Annotated in this window: 15 protein-coding genes; 8 read left to right on the plus strand and 7 right to left on the minus strand. The window is 62.2% G+C overall.

Features of this window, described 5'->3' with window-relative positions:
- The first annotated feature begins 4 nt into the window (after nucleotides 1-4).
- Entirely contained in the window at nucleotides 5-793 is a 789-nt protein-coding gene (locus RND78_RS05825; protein ID WP_312726789.1) for a helix-turn-helix transcriptional regulator, read from the plus strand.
- On the opposite strand, the gene RND78_RS05830 is transcribed toward RND78_RS05825, so the two are convergent.
- Together RND78_RS05830 and RND78_RS05835 are read right to left on the minus strand one after the other, a co-directional pair.
- Nucleotides 774-1,844 (minus strand): 2-isopropylmalate synthase, encoded by a 1,071-nt coding sequence (locus tag RND78_RS05830; RefSeq protein ID WP_312726790.1) that lies wholly within the window; start codon nucleotides 1,842-1,844, stop codon nucleotides 774-776. The genes RND78_RS05825 and RND78_RS05830 overlap by 20 nt on opposite strands.
- A 152-nt stretch (nucleotides 1,845-1,996) precedes the next feature.
- Nucleotides 1,997-3,358, minus strand: coding sequence for an MFS transporter (locus tag RND78_RS05835; RefSeq protein ID WP_312726791.1), 1,362 nt, complete (start codon nucleotides 3,356-3,358; stop codon nucleotides 1,997-1,999).
- 298 nt (nucleotides 3,359-3,656) lie between these two features.
- Here RND78_RS05835 and RND78_RS05840 point away from each other — a divergent pair, with 298 nt between their 5' ends.
- Entirely contained in the window at nucleotides 3,657-5,774 is a 2,118-nt protein-coding gene (locus RND78_RS05840) for an ATP-binding protein (RefSeq protein ID WP_312726793.1), read from the plus strand.
- A 399-nt stretch (nucleotides 5,775-6,173) separates the two neighbouring features.
- A complete protein-coding gene (locus RND78_RS05845) occupies nucleotides 6,174-6,461 on the plus strand; it encodes a hypothetical protein (RefSeq protein WP_312726795.1) in 288 nt (95 codons plus the stop codon).
- Here the strand turns inward: RND78_RS05845 and RND78_RS05850 are convergent.
- Complete coding sequence (locus RND78_RS05850) at nucleotides 6,449-7,234, minus strand: aldolase (RefSeq protein ID WP_312726796.1); 786 nt, start codon at nucleotides 7,232-7,234, stop codon at nucleotides 6,449-6,451. The genes RND78_RS05845 and RND78_RS05850 overlap by 13 nt on opposite strands.
- 134 nt (nucleotides 7,235-7,368) lie before the next feature.
- Between RND78_RS05850 and RND78_RS05855 the strand changes: the two genes are divergently transcribed.
- On the plus strand, nucleotides 7,369-9,186 hold the full coding sequence (locus RND78_RS05855; RefSeq protein ID WP_312726797.1) for an alkaline phosphatase family protein: 1,818 nt from the start codon (nucleotides 7,369-7,371) through the stop codon (nucleotides 9,184-9,186).
- A 33-nt stretch (nucleotides 9,187-9,219) separates the two neighbouring features.
- Here RND78_RS05855 and RND78_RS05860 read toward each other — a convergent pair whose 3' ends face one another.
- The 4 genes from RND78_RS05860 to RND78_RS05875 form a co-directional block, all read right to left on the minus strand.
- Nucleotides 9,220-10,050 (minus strand): PhzF family phenazine biosynthesis protein, encoded by an 831-nt coding sequence (locus RND78_RS05860; protein WP_312726798.1) that lies wholly within the window; start codon nucleotides 10,048-10,050, stop codon nucleotides 9,220-9,222.
- 217 nt (nucleotides 10,051-10,267) lie between these two features.
- Nucleotides 10,268-11,098: a PhzF family phenazine biosynthesis protein gene (locus RND78_RS05865; protein WP_312726799.1), complete on the minus strand. Its 831-nt coding sequence runs from the start codon at nucleotides 11,096-11,098 to the stop codon at nucleotides 10,268-10,270.
- 291 nt (nucleotides 11,099-11,389) lie between these two features.
- Nucleotides 11,390-11,527 carry a hypothetical protein gene (locus tag RND78_RS05870; RefSeq protein ID WP_312726800.1) on the minus strand — a complete coding sequence of 46 codons (138 nt, stop codon included), beginning with the start codon at nucleotides 11,525-11,527 and terminating at the stop codon, nucleotides 11,390-11,392.
- 59 nt (nucleotides 11,528-11,586) lie between these two features.
- Nucleotides 11,587-12,150 (minus strand): TetR/AcrR family transcriptional regulator, encoded by a 564-nt coding sequence (locus RND78_RS05875; protein ID WP_312726801.1) that lies wholly within the window; start codon nucleotides 12,148-12,150, stop codon nucleotides 11,587-11,589.
- 73 nt (nucleotides 12,151-12,223) lie between these two features.
- Between RND78_RS05875 and RND78_RS05880 the strand changes: the two genes are divergently transcribed.
- From RND78_RS05880 to RND78_RS05895, 4 genes are all read left to right on the plus strand, one after another.
- Entirely contained in the window at nucleotides 12,224-13,096 is an 873-nt protein-coding gene (locus RND78_RS05880; protein ID WP_312726802.1) for an alpha/beta fold hydrolase, read from the plus strand.
- Between the two features lie 358 nt (nucleotides 13,097-13,454).
- Nucleotides 13,455-13,628 (plus strand): hypothetical protein, encoded by a 174-nt coding sequence (locus RND78_RS05885; protein WP_312726803.1) that lies wholly within the window; start codon nucleotides 13,455-13,457, stop codon nucleotides 13,626-13,628.
- Between the two features lie 308 nt (nucleotides 13,629-13,936).
- Nucleotides 13,937-16,345 carry an AAA family ATPase gene (locus tag RND78_RS05890; protein ID WP_312726804.1) on the plus strand — a complete coding sequence of 803 codons (2,409 nt, stop codon included), beginning with the start codon at nucleotides 13,937-13,939 and terminating at the stop codon, nucleotides 16,343-16,345.
- Between the two features lie 465 nt (nucleotides 16,346-16,810).
- Nucleotides 16,811-17,932: a hypothetical protein gene (locus RND78_RS05895; RefSeq protein ID WP_312726805.1), complete on the plus strand. Its 1,122-nt coding sequence runs from the start codon at nucleotides 16,811-16,813 to the stop codon at nucleotides 17,930-17,932.
- Nucleotides 17,933-18,394 lie beyond the last annotated feature (462 nt).

Genomic DNA, 18,394 nt, shown 5'->3' on the forward strand with positions numbered 1-18,394 from the left:
CGCCATGCTCATCGACTTCAGCTCATGCAACGGCTTGCACGCCGTGGCCCAGGACTATGCCCATGGCGAACGGGTGCCGCCCCATAGCCATCGTCAGGCGCAGCTGATCCATGCGCTCTGCGGCATCGTGATCGTCAACACCGCCCAGGGGCGCTGGGTGGTGCCGCCCGGACGGGGCGTCTGGGTGCCCGCCGGCGAAGAGCACGACCTGCACCTGCTGGGCCGCGTCGAGGTGCGCACCCTGTTCGTCGATCCGCAGGTACGGGCCGAGCTGCCGACACGCTGCCAGCTGATCGCCGTCTCGCCGCTCCTGCGCGAACTCATCCTGGCCGCCCTGCCCCTGCCTGCCGACAGACTTGCCGAAGGGCGCGCCTACCATATTCTGCAGCTGATGCTCGACGAGTTGCAGGGCTCGCCCACCGCCGGACTGCACCTGCCCTGGCCGGTGGATGCCACCCTCGCTGAACTCTGCCGCCACCTGCGCCAGCACCCGGGCGAACGCTGGACGCTGACCGGCGCCGCCGCGCGACTGGCGGTCAGCGAGCGTACCCTGAGCCGGCTGTTCCTCAAGGAGACCGGCCTGACCTTCGGCCAGTGGCTGCAGCGGGCGCGGCTGGATTCCAGCCTGACCTCCCTGGCCGCCGGCCACGCCATCGTCGACGTCGCCCTGGACCACGGCTACGCCAGCCCCAGTGCCTTCGCCACCCGTTTCCGCCAGGTGCTGGGGGTATCGCCCTCGGCCTATCGCGGCCAGGCTGACCTGCCCGACCCGGTCAGCTCCGCCGCGCCCTGAGCCCCAGCTCGGCCGGATCGACGAGTCCCAGGGCCGCGCCCTGCTCAGTATTGGCGGCCAGGGCCAGGCGACCGCCATAGGGATGGCGCGGATGGATGGTCAGCTGGTTGCAGGCTTCCACCACGCTGGCCACCTCTTCCAGGCGGGAGAAGTCGATCCCCGGCGTGATCCCCTGGCTGTAGAGATTCAGCGCCAGGGTCACCAGGTCCACGTTACCGGTGCGTTCGCCATTGCCGAACAGGCAGCCCTCCACGCGCGTGGCCCCGGCCAGCTGGGCCAGTTCGGCGCAGGCGACGCCAGTACCACGGTCGTTGTGCGGATGGACGCTGATGGTCACATGGGCCGCCGGGCCCAGGCCGCGGATGAAGCCTTCGATCTGATCGGCATAGACATTGGGCGTGGCCACTTCCACCGTCGCCGGCAGATTGAGGATCAGCGGGCGGTCCGCCGAAGGTTGCCAGGCCTCGCGCACCGCCTGGCAGATCTCCAGGGCGAAGTCCGCTTCGGTGAAGCAGAAGGTTTCCGGCGAGTATTGATAGGTCCAGGCGGTCTCCGGTTGGGCGTCGCACAGGGCGCGCACCTGCCGGGTACCAGCTACCGCCATGGCCAGGGTGGCGGCGCGATCCTGGTCGAACACCACCCGGCGAAACAGCGGCGCGGTGGCGTTGTAGAGGTGCACGATGGCGCGGGGTACGCCCACCAGCGCCGCGAAGGTGCGCTCGATCAGCTCGCTGCGTGCCGGCGTCATCACCTGCAGCCAGAGATCGTCCGGCAGTCCGTCCGCGGTAACCAGTTCACGCACGAAATCGAAATCGGTCTGGGACGCCGCCGGAAAGGCCACCTCGATTTCCCGGTAGCCAATCGCCAGCAACAGGGCGAAGAAGCGTCGCTTGCGCTCCAGCCCCATGGGCTCGATCAGTGCCTGGTTGCCATCGCGCAGATCGGTGGAGCACCAGCGCGGCGCGCTGGTCAGCTGGCGGCCCGGCCATTGGCGGTCGGGTAACGGGGGCGCGGTAAAGGCGCGGTACTTGGTCTGGGGTTGCTTGAGCATGGGGGACTCCAGGGCTGGGCCTCAGAGTCTGACCGCCTCACCGGCCCGCTGCGCTCGCGAACAGGACAGTCCCCTGCGCGATCCGGACAGCCAGCGGCATGAAAAAAGCCGCCGGGGAATGACCCGGCGGCTTCTCTGTCAGCGACCCCAGGTCAGCCCACCGCGATGCGTTCCAGCGGCACCGGCTTGAGGCGCGGCGTGAGCACATGGATGACCACGATGGCCACCAGGTAGGCGCTGCCGGCGACGATGAAGATCGGCTGGTAGGACTTGAAGATCTCCAGGATGTAGCCGTTGTAGGTGGTCATGAGCATGCCGCCGATGGCGCCAGCGGTGCCGCCGATGCCGATCACCGAGGCTACGGCTTCCTTGGGGAAGAGGTCCGACGGCAGGGTCATCAGGTTGGCCGACCAAGCCTGGTGAGCCGCAGCGGCGAGACCGATGATGCCGACCACCAGCCACAGGCTGGAGACGAACTGGGCGGTGACGATGGGCACGACCGCCAGGGCGCAGAGCAGCATGGTGGTCTTGCGCGCCAGGTTGGCGCTGCGGCCGAGCTTCATCTGCTTGGACGAGCCCCAGCCGCCCATCACCGAGCCGATGTCGGCGAGGATGTAGATGGCGATCAGCGGCGGACCGAAGGATTTCAGATTCAGACCGTAAGTCTTGCCGAGGAAGTCTGGCAGCCAGAACAGGTACAGCCACCAGATCGGATCGGTGAGGAACTTGCCGGCGGCGTAGGCCCAGGTCTCGCGGAAGGTCAGCAGCTTGAACCAGGAGATCTTGGTCTCGACGGCCGGCTTGGCCGATACCGGGGAGCCATCGTCGGCCTGGATGTAGGCCAATTCCTCACGACTTACCTTGGGATGCTCGTGGGGGCGGCGATAGATCAGCAGCCAGGCGATCAGCCATAGCGCGGTGACGATGCCGATGGAGATGAAGGCCGCACGCCAGCCCCAGGCCAGGGTGATGGCCGGCACCAGCAAAGGTGTGATGATCGGGCCCATGGCGGTGCCGGCGTTGAAGATGCCGGTGGCCTGGGCACGCTCCTTCTGCGGAAACCATTCCGACACCGCCTTGAGGCTGGCCGGGAAGCTGCCGGACTCGCCGAAACCCAGGGTGAAGCGCACCAGCACGAAGTGGGTGACGGTATGGGCGATGCCGTGGCCGATGCTGGCGATGGTCCAGATGGTGAAGGCCAGGGCATAGCCGATGCGCACCCCCACCTTGTCGATGATGCGGCCGAAGGTGAGGAAGCCGATGGCGTAGGCGCACTGGAACCAGAAGACGATCTTGGCGTAGTCGGTCTCCGTCCAGCCCAGATCGGTCTGCAGCGTGGGCTTGAGGATGCCGATCATCTGCCGGTCGATGTAGTTGACGCCGATGGCGATGAACAGCAGGGCGCAGATCAGCCAGCGATAGCGGGTGAAGCGGGAGGTTTGTTGCGCGGAGGCGACGGGCGGGACCTGCGGCCGCGGGGCGGACTCCGTCCCGGGAGTGACCTGGATAGTCATGTAGTGGGCTTCCTGACTTGTTGTTATGGCCGGCGTGAACCGGGGTCGTTGGAAAGCTGTTACCAGATATTCATATGACATCGTATGAGTGAGTTTCCGAGGTGTCAATCCACCCAAGGCCCAGTGGCCGGAAGATCACACAGGCGCTATCCGCGAAGCCTGGAGCCTCCGCTCATCCCGTAAGACGCGCCGTCCAGAGCGCTCCGTGAAGTGCCTGGCACTTTTCCGCATGGCAGCGTCTAATGCGCACCTCGTGAAGCCAAGTCTTCGCCTCCCTCCTCCCGTTGCAGAGAGTGTCGTGTCCCTCGCAGACCTACCCGCCCTGATGGCCCGTCTCGCGCAGCTGGAACAGAGCAACGACGAGCTGCGCCGCCAGCTCGAGGCTCGCGACCAGCCGCCGGTGGGGACCTCGGCCCTGGCCAGCGAGCGCTACCAGTTCCTGTTCAACGCCATGGACGAGGGTTTCTGCATCATCGAATTCCTCGACGGCCCCCATGGCCCGCTGAGCGACTACATCCACGTCGAGGCCAACCCGGCCTATGCCGCCCACGCCGGCATCCCCAACGTGGTGGGCCAGAAGCTGCGCGACATGGTCGGTGCCGAGGCCCAGGCCTGGCTCGACCGCTACGGCCACGTGCTGCGCACCGGCGAATCCATCCGCTTCGAGCAGGAGTTGGTGGCCACCGGGCGCTACCTCGACGTGACCGCCTTTCGCATCGAGCCGGCCAGCCGGCGCCAGGTCGCGGTGCTGTTCCAGGACGTCACCCCGCGCAAGCGCGCCGAGGCGGCCTTGCGCCAGCTCAACGAGACGCTGGAGGAGCGGGTGCAGGCGACCCTGGCCGCCAACCGCATCCTGGCCAGCGTGGTGGACGGCGCCGCTGCCCTCATCCAGGTACTGGACTTCAATTTCCGCTGGCTGGCGGTCAATGGCACGGGCGCCGCGGTGTTCGAGCGGCTGATCGGCGTGCGGCCACATATCGGGGACTCCTTCCTGGAAGCCCTGGATGGCCATCCCGACCTGCGCGACCAGGTACTGCCGATGTGGCGGCGCGCCTTCGCCGGAGAAGAGTTCAGCGAGATCATCAGTGTCGGCAAGGGGACGACACCCCGCCATTACGAATTGCAGTTCAGCGTGCTGCGCGACGCCGACGGCCGTGCCCTCGGCGCCTATCAATTCGCCTACGACGTCACCACCCGCCTGGAGGAGCAGCAACGCATCCGGGTCATGGAAGAGGCACTGCGGCATTCCCAGAAGATGGAAGCCGTCGGCCAGCTCACCGGTGGCATCGCCCATGACTTCAACAACCTGCTCACCGGCGTCCTGGGTTCGCTGGAAATGCTCGACCTGCGCCTGCGCCAGGGCCGCCTGGAGGATCTCGACCGCTACACGGGCACCGCCCGCAGCGCCGCCCAGCGCGCCGCCGCCCTCACCCATCGCCTGCTGGCCTTCTCCCGCCGGCAGACCCTGGATCCCCAGCCGGTGGCCCTGGAACAACTGGTGATCGGACTCGAAGACCTCATCCAGCGCAGCATAGGTCCGCAGATCGTGCTGGAACGCGAGGCCGATCCCGAGCTCTGGCTGACCCACATCGATGCCTCACAACTGGAGAACGCCCTGCTCAACCTCTGCCTCAATGCCCGCGACGCCATGCCGGAGGGTGGGCGTATCCGCATCGTGCTGGCCAACGAACGCCTGGGCGAAAACAGCGCCCGGCGCTGCAGCCTGGCCGAAGGCGACTACGTGCGCCTGAGCGTGGGCGACACCGGCAGCGGCATGAGCGAGGACATCCGCGCGCGGGTGTTCGACCCCTTCTTCACCACCAAGCCCCTCGGCCAGGGCACCGGTCTGGGCCTGTCCATGGTGCATGGCTTCGTCCTGCAGTCGGGTGGCAGTATCCAGATCGAATCCGCACCCGGCGCCGGCACCTGGGTCCACCTCTGCCTGCCGCGCCACCACCTCGTGCCGATCGAGCCGACGCCCGTCTACCCCGAGCAGCAACCCCGGGTGCCGGGCCACGGCGAGACCCTGCTGGTGGTCGATGACGAACCCACCATCCGCGCCCTGGTGACGGAAGCCATGACCGCCCAGGGCTACCAGGTGCTGGAAGCGGCCGAGGGAGCCACCGCCCTCGACCTGATCCAGAGCGGAGTCGCCGTGGACCTGCTGGTCACCGACGTCGGCCTGCCCGGCGCCTTCAACGGTCGCCAGCTCGCCGATGCGGTGCGCACCCTGAGGCCTCAGCTACCGGTGCTGTTCATCACCGGCTACGCGGAGAGCCACGCCATCGGCGACGGCGATCTCGACGCCGGCATGCGCGTGCTGATCAAACCCTTCACCCTCGATACGCTCGAACGCCGGGTCCAGCTGATGCTGGGCGATCCGCACGCCGCGGGCGGCGACGCCGGCACCCAGTAGTGGCTTTTTGCTATCATCAGCCGAACGATGATGGCCGTCCCGCGAGAAGCCCATGGACAAGCTTTCCCCCCTGAAACTGCTGTTGATCTTCGGCGTGATCGCCGGCATGGCGCTCCTCGCCGCCCAGATTCGCTAGGCAGGCCGCGGCCTCCCCCCGCCGCTGGACATTTTCCGTTGCGGTGGGCAGGCGTTAAGCCAGTCCTAAGCCGCAGCTGTCAGTCTGTACCCATGCCGTCATGGCATCGTAGAAGCTGACATCTGCGCTTTAGCCCGGGTAGGACCCGGGCTTTTTTTCGTCTGCGCAAAAATTGAGCAGCAGTCCACGCCTCGAAGGTTTGCCACTGCGGCCCGACCGGCAGGCCCTGGCATGATGAATTTCTCGTCCAGGAGGGACACCCCATGATCACCAGGATGCCGTCCGCTTCCGCTCTACCGCTCACCTACGACGTCTGTCCGCTGGGGGTGGAGGTGCCGTCGCTCTCCCTCGAGATCCTGCGTCGAGGTTTCCTGGCCCTGGATCATCACGGACAGCGCGACGTCGGCCGCGCCATCAAGCAGCAATTGCGCGAGCGCCTGGTGGCCGGACTCGACGGCGAACTAGCCCTGGCTGCCCTGCAGAGCGGCGCTGAGGCCAGCGACTCCTTCGCGCAGCAGCCCATGCGCCGCCGCGGGCATCAGTACAGGTAATCCGGTTCCAGGCGCAACAGCTGGCGCTTCACGCTTTCCAGGTGCAGCCGGGCGCTGTCGGCGTTGCCCTGCAGCATCTGCTGGCAGGCGGCATGGGCGATGCTCGCGGTCACCGGCTTGAGCGGTCGACCGCTGGCCATGGCCTTGAGCTGCACCTCCGCGGCGCGCTCCAGGTAATAGAGGTCGTCCCAGGCCTCGGCGATGCTCGGGCCGAGCACCAGCGGACCGTGGTTCTTCAGCAGCACCACGGCGGCGTCCCCGGCAGCCCGGGCGATGCGCTCGCCCTCGGCATAGTCCAGCGCCAGGCCGTTGTAATCCTCGTCCACGGTGAGACGGTCATAGAACTTCAGCGCAGTCTGCCCGGCCCAGACGAAGGGGTCGCCCTCCAGCAGACAGAGCGCCGTGGCGTTGGGCATATGGGTGTGGAAGGCCGCCCGCGCCTGCGGGTTGAGCCGGTGCAACTGGGCGTGGATATAGAAGGCGGTGGCTTCGGGCGCGCCTTCGCCAGTCACCACGCCGCCGGCGAAATCGCAGATCAGCAGCGAGGAGGCCGTGACCTCGGCGAAGGCCAGGCCGTAGGGATTGACCAGGAACAGCTCGTCATGCCCCGGCACCACGAAGGAGAAGTGGTTGCAGATCCCCTCGCCCAGGCCCAGGCGGGCGGCCATGCGGAAACAGGCGGCCAGATCGATACGCGCCTGGCGGATGGCCGGGGTATCGAGATCCCGGGGCGAGGCAGGGGTACGGGCAGTGCGGTCGAAGGCGTGGGCCATGGAAAGCTCCTTTCAAAGAGGCCGGAACGCTGCACAAAGGATGCCGAGGGCCTGTCACCTCGTTGTCATCATAAAAGTGCAGCAATCTCTTGTTACACCTCTTCCTTCATTCTACGACTCTCAGGGATCCTTCCATGGCGTTCATCCCCACCCTGCTCGCCCGCGCCTGCTGCCTTACCCTGCTCGCCAGTTCGGCCGCCATGGCCGCCGCGCCGGCGCGCAACGTGATCCTCTTCATCCCCGACGGCCTGCGCGCCGGCATCGTCGATGAGCAGACCGCACCGAACCTGGCCCAGCTGCGCCGCGAAGGGGTGAACTTCCAGAACAGCCATTCGCTCTTCCCCACCTTCACCACGCCCAATGCCTCGGCCATGGCCACCGGGCACTACCTGGGCGATACCGGGGATTTCGGTAACACGATCTACACCGGCTTCCCGGTTCCGGGAGCGGGCGGCAGCGTCACCCCCTTCCTGGAGAACGACGAGGTGCTGGGCGACGTGGACGAGCACTTCGCCGGCAACTACCTGGACGAGGAGACCCTGCTGGCCGCCGCGCGCCAGGCCGGGCTGTCCACCGCCGCCGTGGGCAAGCTCGGCCCGGTGGCCATCCAGGACGTGACCGCCCGCGACGGCGAGAAGACCGTGATCGTCGACGACTCCACCGGCCATCCCACCGGCATCCCCCTCAGCCCGGCCATGCAGGACGCTCTGAAACAGGCCGGCCTGCCGCTGGAAGCCCCGAGCCGGGGCGCCAACGGCAAGGCCGGCAACGCCACCACGCCGGGCACCCTGAGTGCCAACGTCGAGCAGCAGCGCTACTTCCTCGACGTCACCAACCAGGTGCTGCTGCCGCGCTTCAAGGAGAGCGGCAAGCCCTTCGTGCTGGTGTTCTGGTCGCGTGACCCGGATGGCACCCAGCACAACCAGGGCGACAGCCTGGGCAAGGTCACCCCCGGCATCAACGGACCCACCAGCCTCGCCGCCATCCGCAACGTCGACGCCAACCTCGGCGCCCTGCGCGCCCGGCTGAAGGAACTGGGCCTGGACACCAACACCGACATCTTCGTCAGCGCCGACCACGGCTTCTCCACCATCTCCAAGGAGAGCGAGACCAGTCCGGCCGCCCAGACCAGCTACACCGACGTGCCCAAGGGCCAGTTGCCGCCGGGCTTCCTCGCCCTCGACCTGGCCGACGCCCTGCACCTGCCGCTGCTCGACCCGGACGCCAAGGGCGCGGGGGTGGACAAGAGCCAGGGCCAGCACCCGAGCAAGGCCAACGGCCTGATCGGCCCGGACCCGGCCAAGCCCGAGGTGGTGGTGGCAGCCAATGGCGGCTCCGACCTGGTCTACCTGCCCCAGGCCGATGCCAAGGCGCTGGCCCCCCAGGTGGTCGCCGCCCTGCTCAAGCAGGACTACGTCAGCGGCCTGTTCGTCGACGACGACCTGGGCAAGATCCCCGGCACCCTGCCGCTGTCGGCCATCAACCTCAAGGGCTCGGCACTCACTCCCTACCCGGCCATCGTGGTCAACTTCCGCTCCTACGACAGCGGCTGCGGCAAGCCCGACGTCTGCGCCGTGGAAGTGGCCGACACCGGCCTGCAGCAGGGCCAGGGCATGCACGGCAGCTTCAGCCGCGGCGATACCCACAACTTCATGGCGGCCATCGGCCCGGACTTCCGCAAGGGCTTCGTCGACCTGAGCCCGGCCAGCAACGCCGACGTCGGCCAGACCCTGGCGCACCTGCTGCACCTGCAGATTCCGGCCAAGGGCCAACTGGTCGGCCGGGTGCTCGACGAAAGCCTCGAAGGCGGCAAGCCGGTCAAGGCCAGCCACCAGGAACAGCGCTCGCAACCGGCGCAGGACGGCCTGGTCACCGAGCTGAAGACCCAGACCGTGGGCGACACCCGCTACTTCGACGTCGCCGGCTTCAAGGGCCGTTCGGTCGGGCTGTAAGGGAGCGGCGGGCGCTCAGCGGAGCGTCCGCCTTCAGAGATCCAGGGTGCCGCGGATGCAATCCTGCACCGTGCCACCCACCCAGATGCGGCCATCGATCTGGGCCACCCGCACCCGACCACGGCGGCCCAGGGCCGTGCCCTGGCTGGCCAGGTAGCGCTCCGGCGCCAGGCCGGCCGGGATCAGCCATTGCGCCAGGCTGGCGTTGAGGCTGCCGGTGACCGGGTCTTCACCAGACTGCCTACCCATGAAGGCTCGCACCTCGAACTGGGCTTCCGCCTCCGCGCCTTGCCAGGGTGCTATCACCCCCAGGCTCAGATTCCCGAGCGCGGCATAGTCCGGGCGGATCGCCAGCAGCTCTTCGCGACTTTCCAGCAGCACCGCCACCCAGCCGGGACCGTTGTCGGCCCACTGGCTGGCCTGGATGCGCTCAGGCGCCAGACCGGTTCCACGGGCAATGCGCGCCATTACCTCGGGCTCCACCGGCCCGCCGCGCAGCAATGGCGGCGCGGCGAAGGCCAGTTCCTCACCCGCCGCCCGGATCGGCACCAGGCCGGCGCCGCACTCCTGGATCACCTCGCCACCCCTGGGCCGCCCACCCTCACGGAGCCAGACATGGCAGCTGCCCAGGGTCGGATGCCCGGCAAAGGGCAACTCGCGTTGCGGCGTGAAGATGCGTACCCGGTAGTCCGCCGCCGGGTCGGTCGGCTGCAACAGGAAGGTGGTTTCCGACAGGTTGGTCCAACGCGCCAGGGCGGCCATCTGCGCGGTGGAGAGCTCATCGGCGCCGCAGACCACCGCCAGGGCATTGCCCTCCAAGGGGCGCTGGGCGAAGACATCGACCTGATGGAAGACGAGGGACATGACGTGCACTCCTGGAACAGACAGAGGTTCTAAGGCTTGTCTGAAAAGTCGCCGAGCGAAGGTGAGGCAAGGCAAAAATCAGCGAGAAAGCGAACCGGGCTCGCGCTCGCGTTTACGAGCGGTAAATGAGCATTGCGATGGGGCCCCTTGGCCGGGCTGGCGATCCAGGCCTCTTTCAACGAAGCATCACCGAGCACAGGCACTTTTCGTATGGAACCTAAAGCGTCAGGGTGCCGCGGATGCAGTCCTGCACCGCGCCGCCCACCCAGATACGGCCGTCGATCCGCGCCACCCGCACCCGTCCGCGCCGGCCCAGGGCCGTGCCCTGGCTGGCCAGGTAGCGCTCCGGCGCCAGGCCGGCCGGGATCAGCCATTGCGCCAGGCTGGCATTGAGACTGCCGGTGACCGGGTCTTCGGCGAATTCCTCGCCCATCAGGGCACGCACCTCGAATTGCGCCTCGGCTTCCGCGCCCGTCCAAGGCGCCACCAGTCCGACGTTCAGTCCTTCCAGGGCGCTGTAGTCCGGGCGGATCGCCAGCAACTCCTCGCGACTCTCCAACAGCACCGCCACCCAGCCGGGGCCGTTGTCGGCCCACTGGCTGGCCTGGATGCGCTCAGGCGCCAGACCGGTGCCTCGGGCAATGCGCGCCAGCACCTCGGGCTCCACCGGCCCGCCGCGCAGCAATGGCGGCGCAGCGAAGGCCAGTTCCTCACCCGCCGCGCGGATCGGCACCAGGCCAGCACCGCACTCCTGGATCACCTCGACGCCTTGCGGCCGCCCACCTTCGCGCAGCCAGACATGGCAGCTACCCAGGGTCGGATGCCCGGCAAAGGGCAACTCGCGTTGCGGCGTGAAGATGCGTACCCGGTAGTCCGCCGCCGGATCGGTTGGCTGCAGCAGGAAGGTGGTTTCCGACAGGTTGGTCCAGCGCGCCAGGGCGGCCATCTGCGCGGTGGAGAGCCCATCGGCGCCGCAGACCACCGCCAGGGCATTGCCCTCCAGGGGGCGCTGGGCGAAGACATCGACCTGATGGAAGACGAGGGACATGGCGGCAGACTCCTGTAGGCAAAGAGCCGATTGTCCGCAGCGGCGGGGCTGCTCTGCCAGCTACAGCCGGGTGACTAAGTGGCCGTACAGAAGGGCTGGGAAGACCCCGTGGGTGCCCTCCCCCCAATCCTCGCCCACCGGAGAGGGGGCTGGATCGGCGTTCGGGGCGGGGTGGGGTACACGACGGACGCGTGGAAAACGCTGCGCGGTTTTCCACCCTACACACCAGGCCCGGCACCCGTAGCGTGGACAACGGCGCAGCCTTGTCCACGTACCAGGCACCAAGCCCCGCTACCGCTTCGGACTCAAGGGACTGTCGTCACGGTCCTCGCGCTCTTCGGTGGTGCTGGTATTGGCCGAATCCGGCACGTCGCCGTATTCGTCGTAGTCGTGGGGCGTCTGCTGGTCGTCCGCGGGTTCGGGATTCATGGGTACTCCAGTGAGAGAGGCACCCCTGGTGGAGTCCGTAGGCGCGGACGGCGTTCCCGTCAGACCAGCGCCACCAGACGCTCGGCCACCCGGTCGAAGGGTTCGATGCTGCGCTGGGCGCGGCACAGCGGGATCACGCCCTGCACCGCCGCCACCAGCAGGGTAGCCAGGCCAGTCGCCGCCTCCTCCGAATGCCCATGCTCGACCAGCGCCACCTGCAAGCGCGCCTCCCAGCGGCGATAGATGCCCGCCGCGGCGTCCAGCTCGCGCTGGGCGATCTCGTCCACCGGCTCTTCCACCGCCACCGCCATCACCGGGCAGCCGACGCGGAAGTCCGAGTCCAAGAGGATGTCGCGCCAGAGTCGCAAGAAGCCCTGGATACCGGCCAGCGCGCCGGCCTGCAGTTGCCGCTCCAGATCACGGCTGACCTGCGCCCCCGCTAGCTCCACCGCCTCCACCACCAGCTGGTGCTTGCCGCCGGGGAAGTGATGATAGGTGGAGCCCAGCGGCGCCTCGGCACGCTTGATGGTCTCGCGGATGCTGGTGGCATTGAGGCCGTGCTGCGCCAGCATGGCCGAGGCCGCCACCACGACGCGCTGCCGTACCTTCGACTGCTCGGTCATCCATTCTCCTTGCTATGACAGTCGTCATAATCTACCGTCCAGGCATTATAACAACTGTCATAGGGACCACCCCATGCCCAGCGACGCCCTCGTCGAGGAATTGATCACCGCGGACGGTTATCGCCTCAGCACCTGTCGCTTTCCCGCCCAGGGCCCACTGCAGGGCCGACTGATCGTCGCCGGCGCTACCGCCGTGCCCCAGGGCTTCTACCGCCGCTTCGCCCAGCATGCCGCCACCCGCGGCTTCGAGACCCTGACCTTTGACTACCGCGGCATCGGCCGCTCGGCGCCGGCCTCGCTCAAGGGCTTTCGCATGGACCTGCTGGACTGGGCGCGCCAGGACCTCGCCGCCGCCGTGGACGCCATGGCCCAGGGCGAGGTGCCGCTCTACCTGGTCGGCCACTCCTATGGCGGCCACGCCTTCGGCCTGCTGCCCAATCACGCCAAGGTAGCCGGCTTCTACGTCTTCGGCACCAGCGCCGGCTGGTACGGCTACATGCCGCCGCTGGAGCGCCTCAAGGTACTGACCATGTGGAAACTGGTGCTGCCGGTGCTGACCTGGTGGAAAGGCTACTGCCCCTGGAGCGCCCTGGGCCTGGGCGAAGACCTGCCGCGCGACGTCTATCGCCAATGGCGCCACTGGTGCAGCCTGCCCCACTACTTCTTCGACGACCCGGCCATGCGCGGCATCGAAGTCGGCTTCGCCGCGGTGCGCACCCCCATCGTCGCGGTCAACGCCCTGGACGACCTCTGGGCCACCCCGCAGTCGCGCGACGCCTTCATGCAGGCCTATCACAACACCGACCTGCAACGCGAAGACCTCGACCCCCGCCAGCACGGCGGCGCCATCGGCCATATGGGCTACTTCCGCGCCAGTGCGGAGCCGCTGTGGGATCGGGCGTTGGATTGGTTCACTGCCCTGCCGCGGATGCCCAGCCCGAGGTGAGTAGTGAATAGGCGCACATGACCAGGACTGGGGCGGGCCGACATCGCTAGTCCACACCTCTTAAAGTCAGCGGATTAACTCACTCATGCCGCGACCGCCTGGATGCTGGTGGTGACAGCTCGTCGAGTCCGGCACGCTCCTGATCTGGTGCTATCACCGCTCTCGCCTTGAGCCGAAGCCCCGCCAATCCTCGGTTTCAGCCCTATTGTTCGCAAAATCGTCGGACTTAACGGAAAAAACGATCTCAACTCCGGCCCTTCGCCAGCCTTGACGCTCTCCCGCCTGCCATCTAACGTGAAATCCATCACAAGGATGTGGCTGGAACGATCTCTCGCTCCGGCCCGGCCAGGAGGCCGCCATGCCCACCAAAGACCGCTACGGCAAGACCGCGCAAGACTACCGAAGCGCGCTCATCGCCGAACTCGATGCCGTTCCTAACTACCGTCGCCGCAAGCCCCGTCGCTCTCCCCTGCTGCTTATCTGGCTGCTGGTGCCTATCGCTCCTGCGCTACACACAAATATGTGGACCTAAATTTTGTCATCTGCATTCCTATGGAGTTTTCAAGCCAAAAATGGCTATCACAATTATTGAAAACTTAAGAGCCATACATTGGAAGATCATCACACACATTTTAACTCGAAACTAAATACGCAAATCGGGATACGATCCAAAGCTATACATTTCAATTTCTTTCCAGATACACCTAAAGTGCAGCAGCATACGTCTGATCAAAGGTATAAGGCAGAAACCATCATTAAAAATCAAGAGACCTTTTAGCCGCGCCAATAAAGAGCTACCAAAACCAAATCTTGGTTAGGATACGCAAACAGGGAATAGAGATGAACGGAATGATAAATAAGATCTCAAAAATTAAAAACATCGCTGTCTTTGACGATTTCGATTGGGCCAAATCTGTCAGAGACAAAGGAAACAATGTATCCGAATTTAAAAAACTAAACATAATATATGGAAGGAACTACTCCGGAAAAACCACCTTATCAAGAATAATAAGATCTTTGGAAACCGGAAACATATCTGAAAATTACAACAACCCGGAATTTGAAGTCATTTTCAACGAAAAAGGAATTGCAAACCATACAAAAAAGACCGAGCACGCCCTAAATATCCGAGTATTCAATGAAGACTTTGTTAAAGAGAACCTAAAGTTCATTTCTGACGACTCGCAATCTATAAGCCCATTTGCAGTCTTAGGAGAAAACAACTCCAAGATCGAAGAGAAAATTTTAGCTCTTGAATTAGAGCTTGGAAGTCAAAGCGAAAGTTCAGGCGTTTTAGGCAGTTTGAAAACTGCAAATCAAAAATATTTATCAACCACTACCGAGCTTGAAAGAAAAGAAAGCCACTTAGACTCACGACTAAAGGACAAGGCAAACAAGCCCAGCACAGGAATAAAACATAACAAATATTTTGGAGACGCCAACTACAACATCAACAAGCTAAACTCAGATATAAAAACAGTCAGCTTAGAAAGCTATCTTGATATCGACTCCGAGGCGATTAGCGCGCACCACTCACTTCTAAAGGAAGAACTCAAACCGGAGGTCACTCTACCTAAAAAAATTGATACATCAATAGACTCGTTACTTGAGAAAGCAAAATTCCTTACAGAGAAAAAAATCCCTTTATCCGATAGACTGCAAGAACTTCTAAATGATACGACGCTGGAGAACTGGGTCCGCCAAGGAAAGCTAATACACGAAGGCAAAAAAGATCATTGCGGTTTTTGTGGGAACCCCATAAGCAAAAGTCTTTGGCAAAAGCTAGACAATCATTTCAACCAAGAATCTGAAGCTTTACGGGTTGATATCCAGCAACTTATATCCACACTAAATATTGAACAGAAAAATGTCGAAAAACACACTCTGACTAAGCCATCAGAACTCTATTCGGTTTTCTCAAAAGATCTGGAGACTGTAGAGTCACTTTTTTCAACAGCCAAGCTTGAGTATAAAACCGCACTTGAAAGTGTCGCGGCGCAGCTCTACAGCAGAAGCTTGAATATATTCAAGCCACTCAACTTTACGGAAGTAAAAAACCCTAAAGAATTAATTCTCAAAGCTCAGGACGACCTTGAAGAAATAATAAAAAAATCAAACGAGTTTTCTTCTATTTTGGGTACGAAGCAGCAGGAATCTCGGCGAGCTCTAAGGCTGCATGAGGTTTTCACTTTCTTGATAGACATCGACTACCAGTCCGCTCTAGACGAAATCCAAAAACTAGGACAAGAACAGCAATTTGATCTGGCTCAAAAAAATCTATTACTTGATCAAGCCAACACTTTAAAAAACAATATTTTAATTTTACAGGCGCAACTCAAGGATGAAAGCAAAGGCGCTGAAAAGGTCAATGAATATTTAAACAAATTCTTTGAGCACCAAGGACTTCAACTAACATCAATCGAAGAATCTAGCCCTGAGAGTTACAAATCCATTCGATTCGAGGTGAGTCGTAAAGGAGCTAAAGCTTTCCATCTCAGTGAAGGTGAGTGCAGCCTAATTGCATTTTGTTATTTCATGGCAAAACTCAGCGACTATGAGACAAAAGGAAAGCAACCTATAATTTGGATTGATGATCCTATCTGCAGCCTTGACTCGAATCACATATTTTTCGTATACAGCCTGATACATGCAGAGATAATGTCACCGGAAATCCGCATTGAAAACGGCGAAGAGAAAAACATCCCCAAGCATAGCCAGCTCTTTATATCGACGCACAACCTAGAATTCCTAAAATATCTCAAGAGACTTCCTGGCGCAAATAGCAACAAAACCTCCGAGTACTTCACGATAAACAGAACAAACAACATCAGCCAAATAAGAATAATGCCTGATTACCTAAAAAACTACGTAACAGAATTCAATTATTTATTTAGTGAAATCTACAAATGCTCGCAGCTTGAGCATATCGACGATGGAAACTACACTACCTTCTACAACTTTGGAAACAACGCAAGAAAATTTTTTGAGATATACCTTTACTACAAATATCCAGATCGTGGAATGAGTGACGAAACAATTGAAAAGTTCTTTGGTGACAACATACCTGCCATACTGACCAATCGCATAAATAACGAATATTCACACCTAGCGGGAGTTTTTGAGCGAGGAGCAACACCAGTCGAGATACCTGAAATGAAAATTTCGGCCAAATTAATTATTGAGCGGATAAAGGAAAATGATCCACACCAATATCAAGCTCTTCTAAAAAGCATTGGCGCCCAAAACTAACGCATCACCAAGCAGCAAAATCCGCAGCGTTTTAAACTCCAAAAAATCTCACTAGCATATTTAAAAACTAGTGAGATTTTCGACATAGTCAATTCACAATCTAATATTTGCAAACAACACAACACAACACAACACAACACAACACAACACAACACAACACAACACAACACAACACAACACAACACAACACAACACAACACATATCTAATCGAACAATATAAACAGCTGGCGAAGTCAAAATTTTAAAATATAAACCGATATATCCTATCAAAACAATGGAAATCCCTCCAGCATAATCCAAAAAATTAACTCAAATTTATTAACTGTAAAATTATCAATCTTTAGATCTATTGTGCATGTGGCTTTATCAGTTAGAACATCTCTGCGTAATCCCTTTTTCTCTATTCTTTTCCTAGGTTCATAGCCCTCCCATTTCAACCGAAGCCCTCCACAAGGACCGTCCCCATGCCCACCTCCCGCTCCCTCATGATGCTGTTGCTCTTGGCCAATACCGGCGCCACCTGGGCCGCGTCCCAGACGGCGAACGTCCAGCAAAGCGGTGGCTTCAATGTGGTGAACCTGGACCAGGGCAGTGGGCTATCGGCGCGTAATACGGCGGATATCCAGCAGAGCGGCAGCTTCCTGAATGCCCAGGTCATCCAGCAGAACGACGCCGATGACAGCGTCCGGCTGGTGCAGGACGGCGGCAGGAGCGTGGCGGTGGTCAACCAGAGCTGGGGTGCGCGGCGGCGGGTGGATGTCGAGCAGGTGGATGCCGGCTACGGGCGGGTGGAGGTGAGCCAGGGGCCGGGCGCGGACAACGAGACGGTGGTGCGGCAGACCGGTCTGCGGCAGGACACCCTGGTGCAGCAGGATGGCGGTTCGCACCGGATCACCATCGACCAGACCGGCGAGCGCGCGGGGGACAATACCCTCAGCGTGCGGCAGAACGGGCTGAACGGCACCCTGGACCTGCGCCAGTACGGCGATGCGCTGGATCTGCAGGTGGTCAGCGTCGGATTGCGCAACGCGGCCTGGGTCAACCAGAACGGCAACGATTCCACGACCCTCATCGAGCAGAACGGCAACGACAACTACGTGGGCCTGAAGCAGGCCGGTGAGCGAGTGGATTCCAAGGTGGTCCAGCAGGGCAATGGTAACGATGTCCGCCTGAGCCATTCCAGCAACCTGGGCCAGCCCAGCACCGTCGACATCGCCCAGCGCGGCGATCTCAACCGCGCGGAAGTGAATGTCTATGGCGTGGGTAGCCAGCTGACCCTGGCGCAGACCGGTGACGGCAATGGCGCCTCCGCCATCGTCTCCGGCGAGGGCAATCAGCTGGACCTGGTGTCCACTGGCGACGGCAATGGCATCACGGCCTACTACCTGGGCAACGACGGCCAACTGAAGGTGGATCAACAGGGCAGCGGCCTCGGGGTCACGGCCTATGTCACGGGCGATGCCTCCAGCATCGTCGTCAATCAGAGCGGCTTCCAGCACACCGCCAACCTGACCCAGGCCACGGCGGGCAATGCCATCAACCTGACCCAGAGTGGCTTCTCTAACCACGCGGTGATTACCCAGTAGACCGGTCGCGGCAGGCCGGGAGGGCAGTGCCTCGGTCACTCCCGGTCGCCACCTGGCGGAGCGACGGCCTGGCGGCGGCGCGTTCAATGCGCTCCTGCTCGTCCAGGGACGAACGCATCGACTTGAAAACACCCACCGGCATTGAGCCTCATTCGCCATCTACGAAGCCCTCACGCTCATCTGCCAATCGGGCTTTCCAGCCACTGGCGTGGTGTTTCGGAAGAGATCCCTACCCGGTTGGCGGCGCCTTTTGAGCGCGGGCGACGTTGCCACTCCTTGGCATAGCCCTGCCAAGACTCGGCGCGGCGCCTGGTCCTCATCGGAGCGCCGACAATCACCCGCCACGGCTTGCGCGAGCTTCGGCAACACCGCACTAGCCCTTTTGCGCTATTGCGCCCACCACTTTACGCCCTAGCTTACTGACTGAGCATTCCTCGACTTCCGCGCACCCTCCTCGGGCAG

The sequence above is a fragment of the Pseudomonas oryzihabitans genome (assembly GCF_032027545.1).
Taxonomy (GTDB): Bacteria; Pseudomonadota; Gammaproteobacteria; order Pseudomonadales; family Pseudomonadaceae; genus Chryseomonas; species Chryseomonas oryzihabitans_F.

Coding starts and splice junctions, on each gene's coding strand:
- RND78_RS05825 (WP_312726789.1), top strand. CDS start 5: ATGCTCATCGACTTCAGCTCATGCAACGGCTTGCACGCCGTGGCCCAG.
- RND78_RS05830 (WP_312726790.1), bottom strand. CDS start 1,844: ATGCTCAAGCAACCCCAGACCAAGTACCGCGCCTTTACCGCGCCCCCG.
- RND78_RS05835 (WP_312726791.1), bottom strand. CDS start 3,358: ATGACTATCCAGGTCACTCCCGGGACGGAGTCCGCCCCGCGGCCGCAG.
- RND78_RS05845 (WP_312726795.1), top strand. CDS start 6,174: ATGATCACCAGGATGCCGTCCGCTTCCGCTCTACCGCTCACCTACGAC.
- RND78_RS05850 (WP_312726796.1), bottom strand. CDS start 7,234: ATGGCCCACGCCTTCGACCGCACTGCCCGTACCCCTGCCTCGCCCCGG.
- RND78_RS05855 (WP_312726797.1), top strand. CDS start 7,369: ATGGCGTTCATCCCCACCCTGCTCGCCCGCGCCTGCTGCCTTACCCTG.
- RND78_RS05860 (WP_312726798.1), bottom strand. CDS start 10,050: ATGTCCCTCGTCTTCCATCAGGTCGATGTCTTCGCCCAGCGCCCCTTG.
- RND78_RS05865 (WP_312726799.1), bottom strand. CDS start 11,098: ATGTCCCTCGTCTTCCATCAGGTCGATGTCTTCGCCCAGCGCCCCCTG.
- RND78_RS05870 (WP_312726800.1), bottom strand. CDS start 11,527: ATGAATCCCGAACCCGCGGACGACCAGCAGACGCCCCACGACTACGAC.
- RND78_RS05875 (WP_312726801.1), bottom strand. CDS start 12,150: ATGACCGAGCAGTCGAAGGTACGGCAGCGCGTCGTGGTGGCGGCCTCG.
- RND78_RS05880 (WP_312726802.1), top strand. CDS start 12,224: ATGCCCAGCGACGCCCTCGTCGAGGAATTGATCACCGCGGACGGTTAT.
- RND78_RS05885 (WP_312726803.1), top strand. CDS start 13,455: ATGCCCACCAAAGACCGCTACGGCAAGACCGCGCAAGACTACCGAAGC.
- RND78_RS05890 (WP_312726804.1), top strand. CDS start 13,937: ATGAACGGAATGATAAATAAGATCTCAAAAATTAAAAACATCGCTGTC.
- RND78_RS05895 (WP_312726805.1), top strand. CDS start 16,811: ATGCCCACCTCCCGCTCCCTCATGATGCTGTTGCTCTTGGCCAATACC.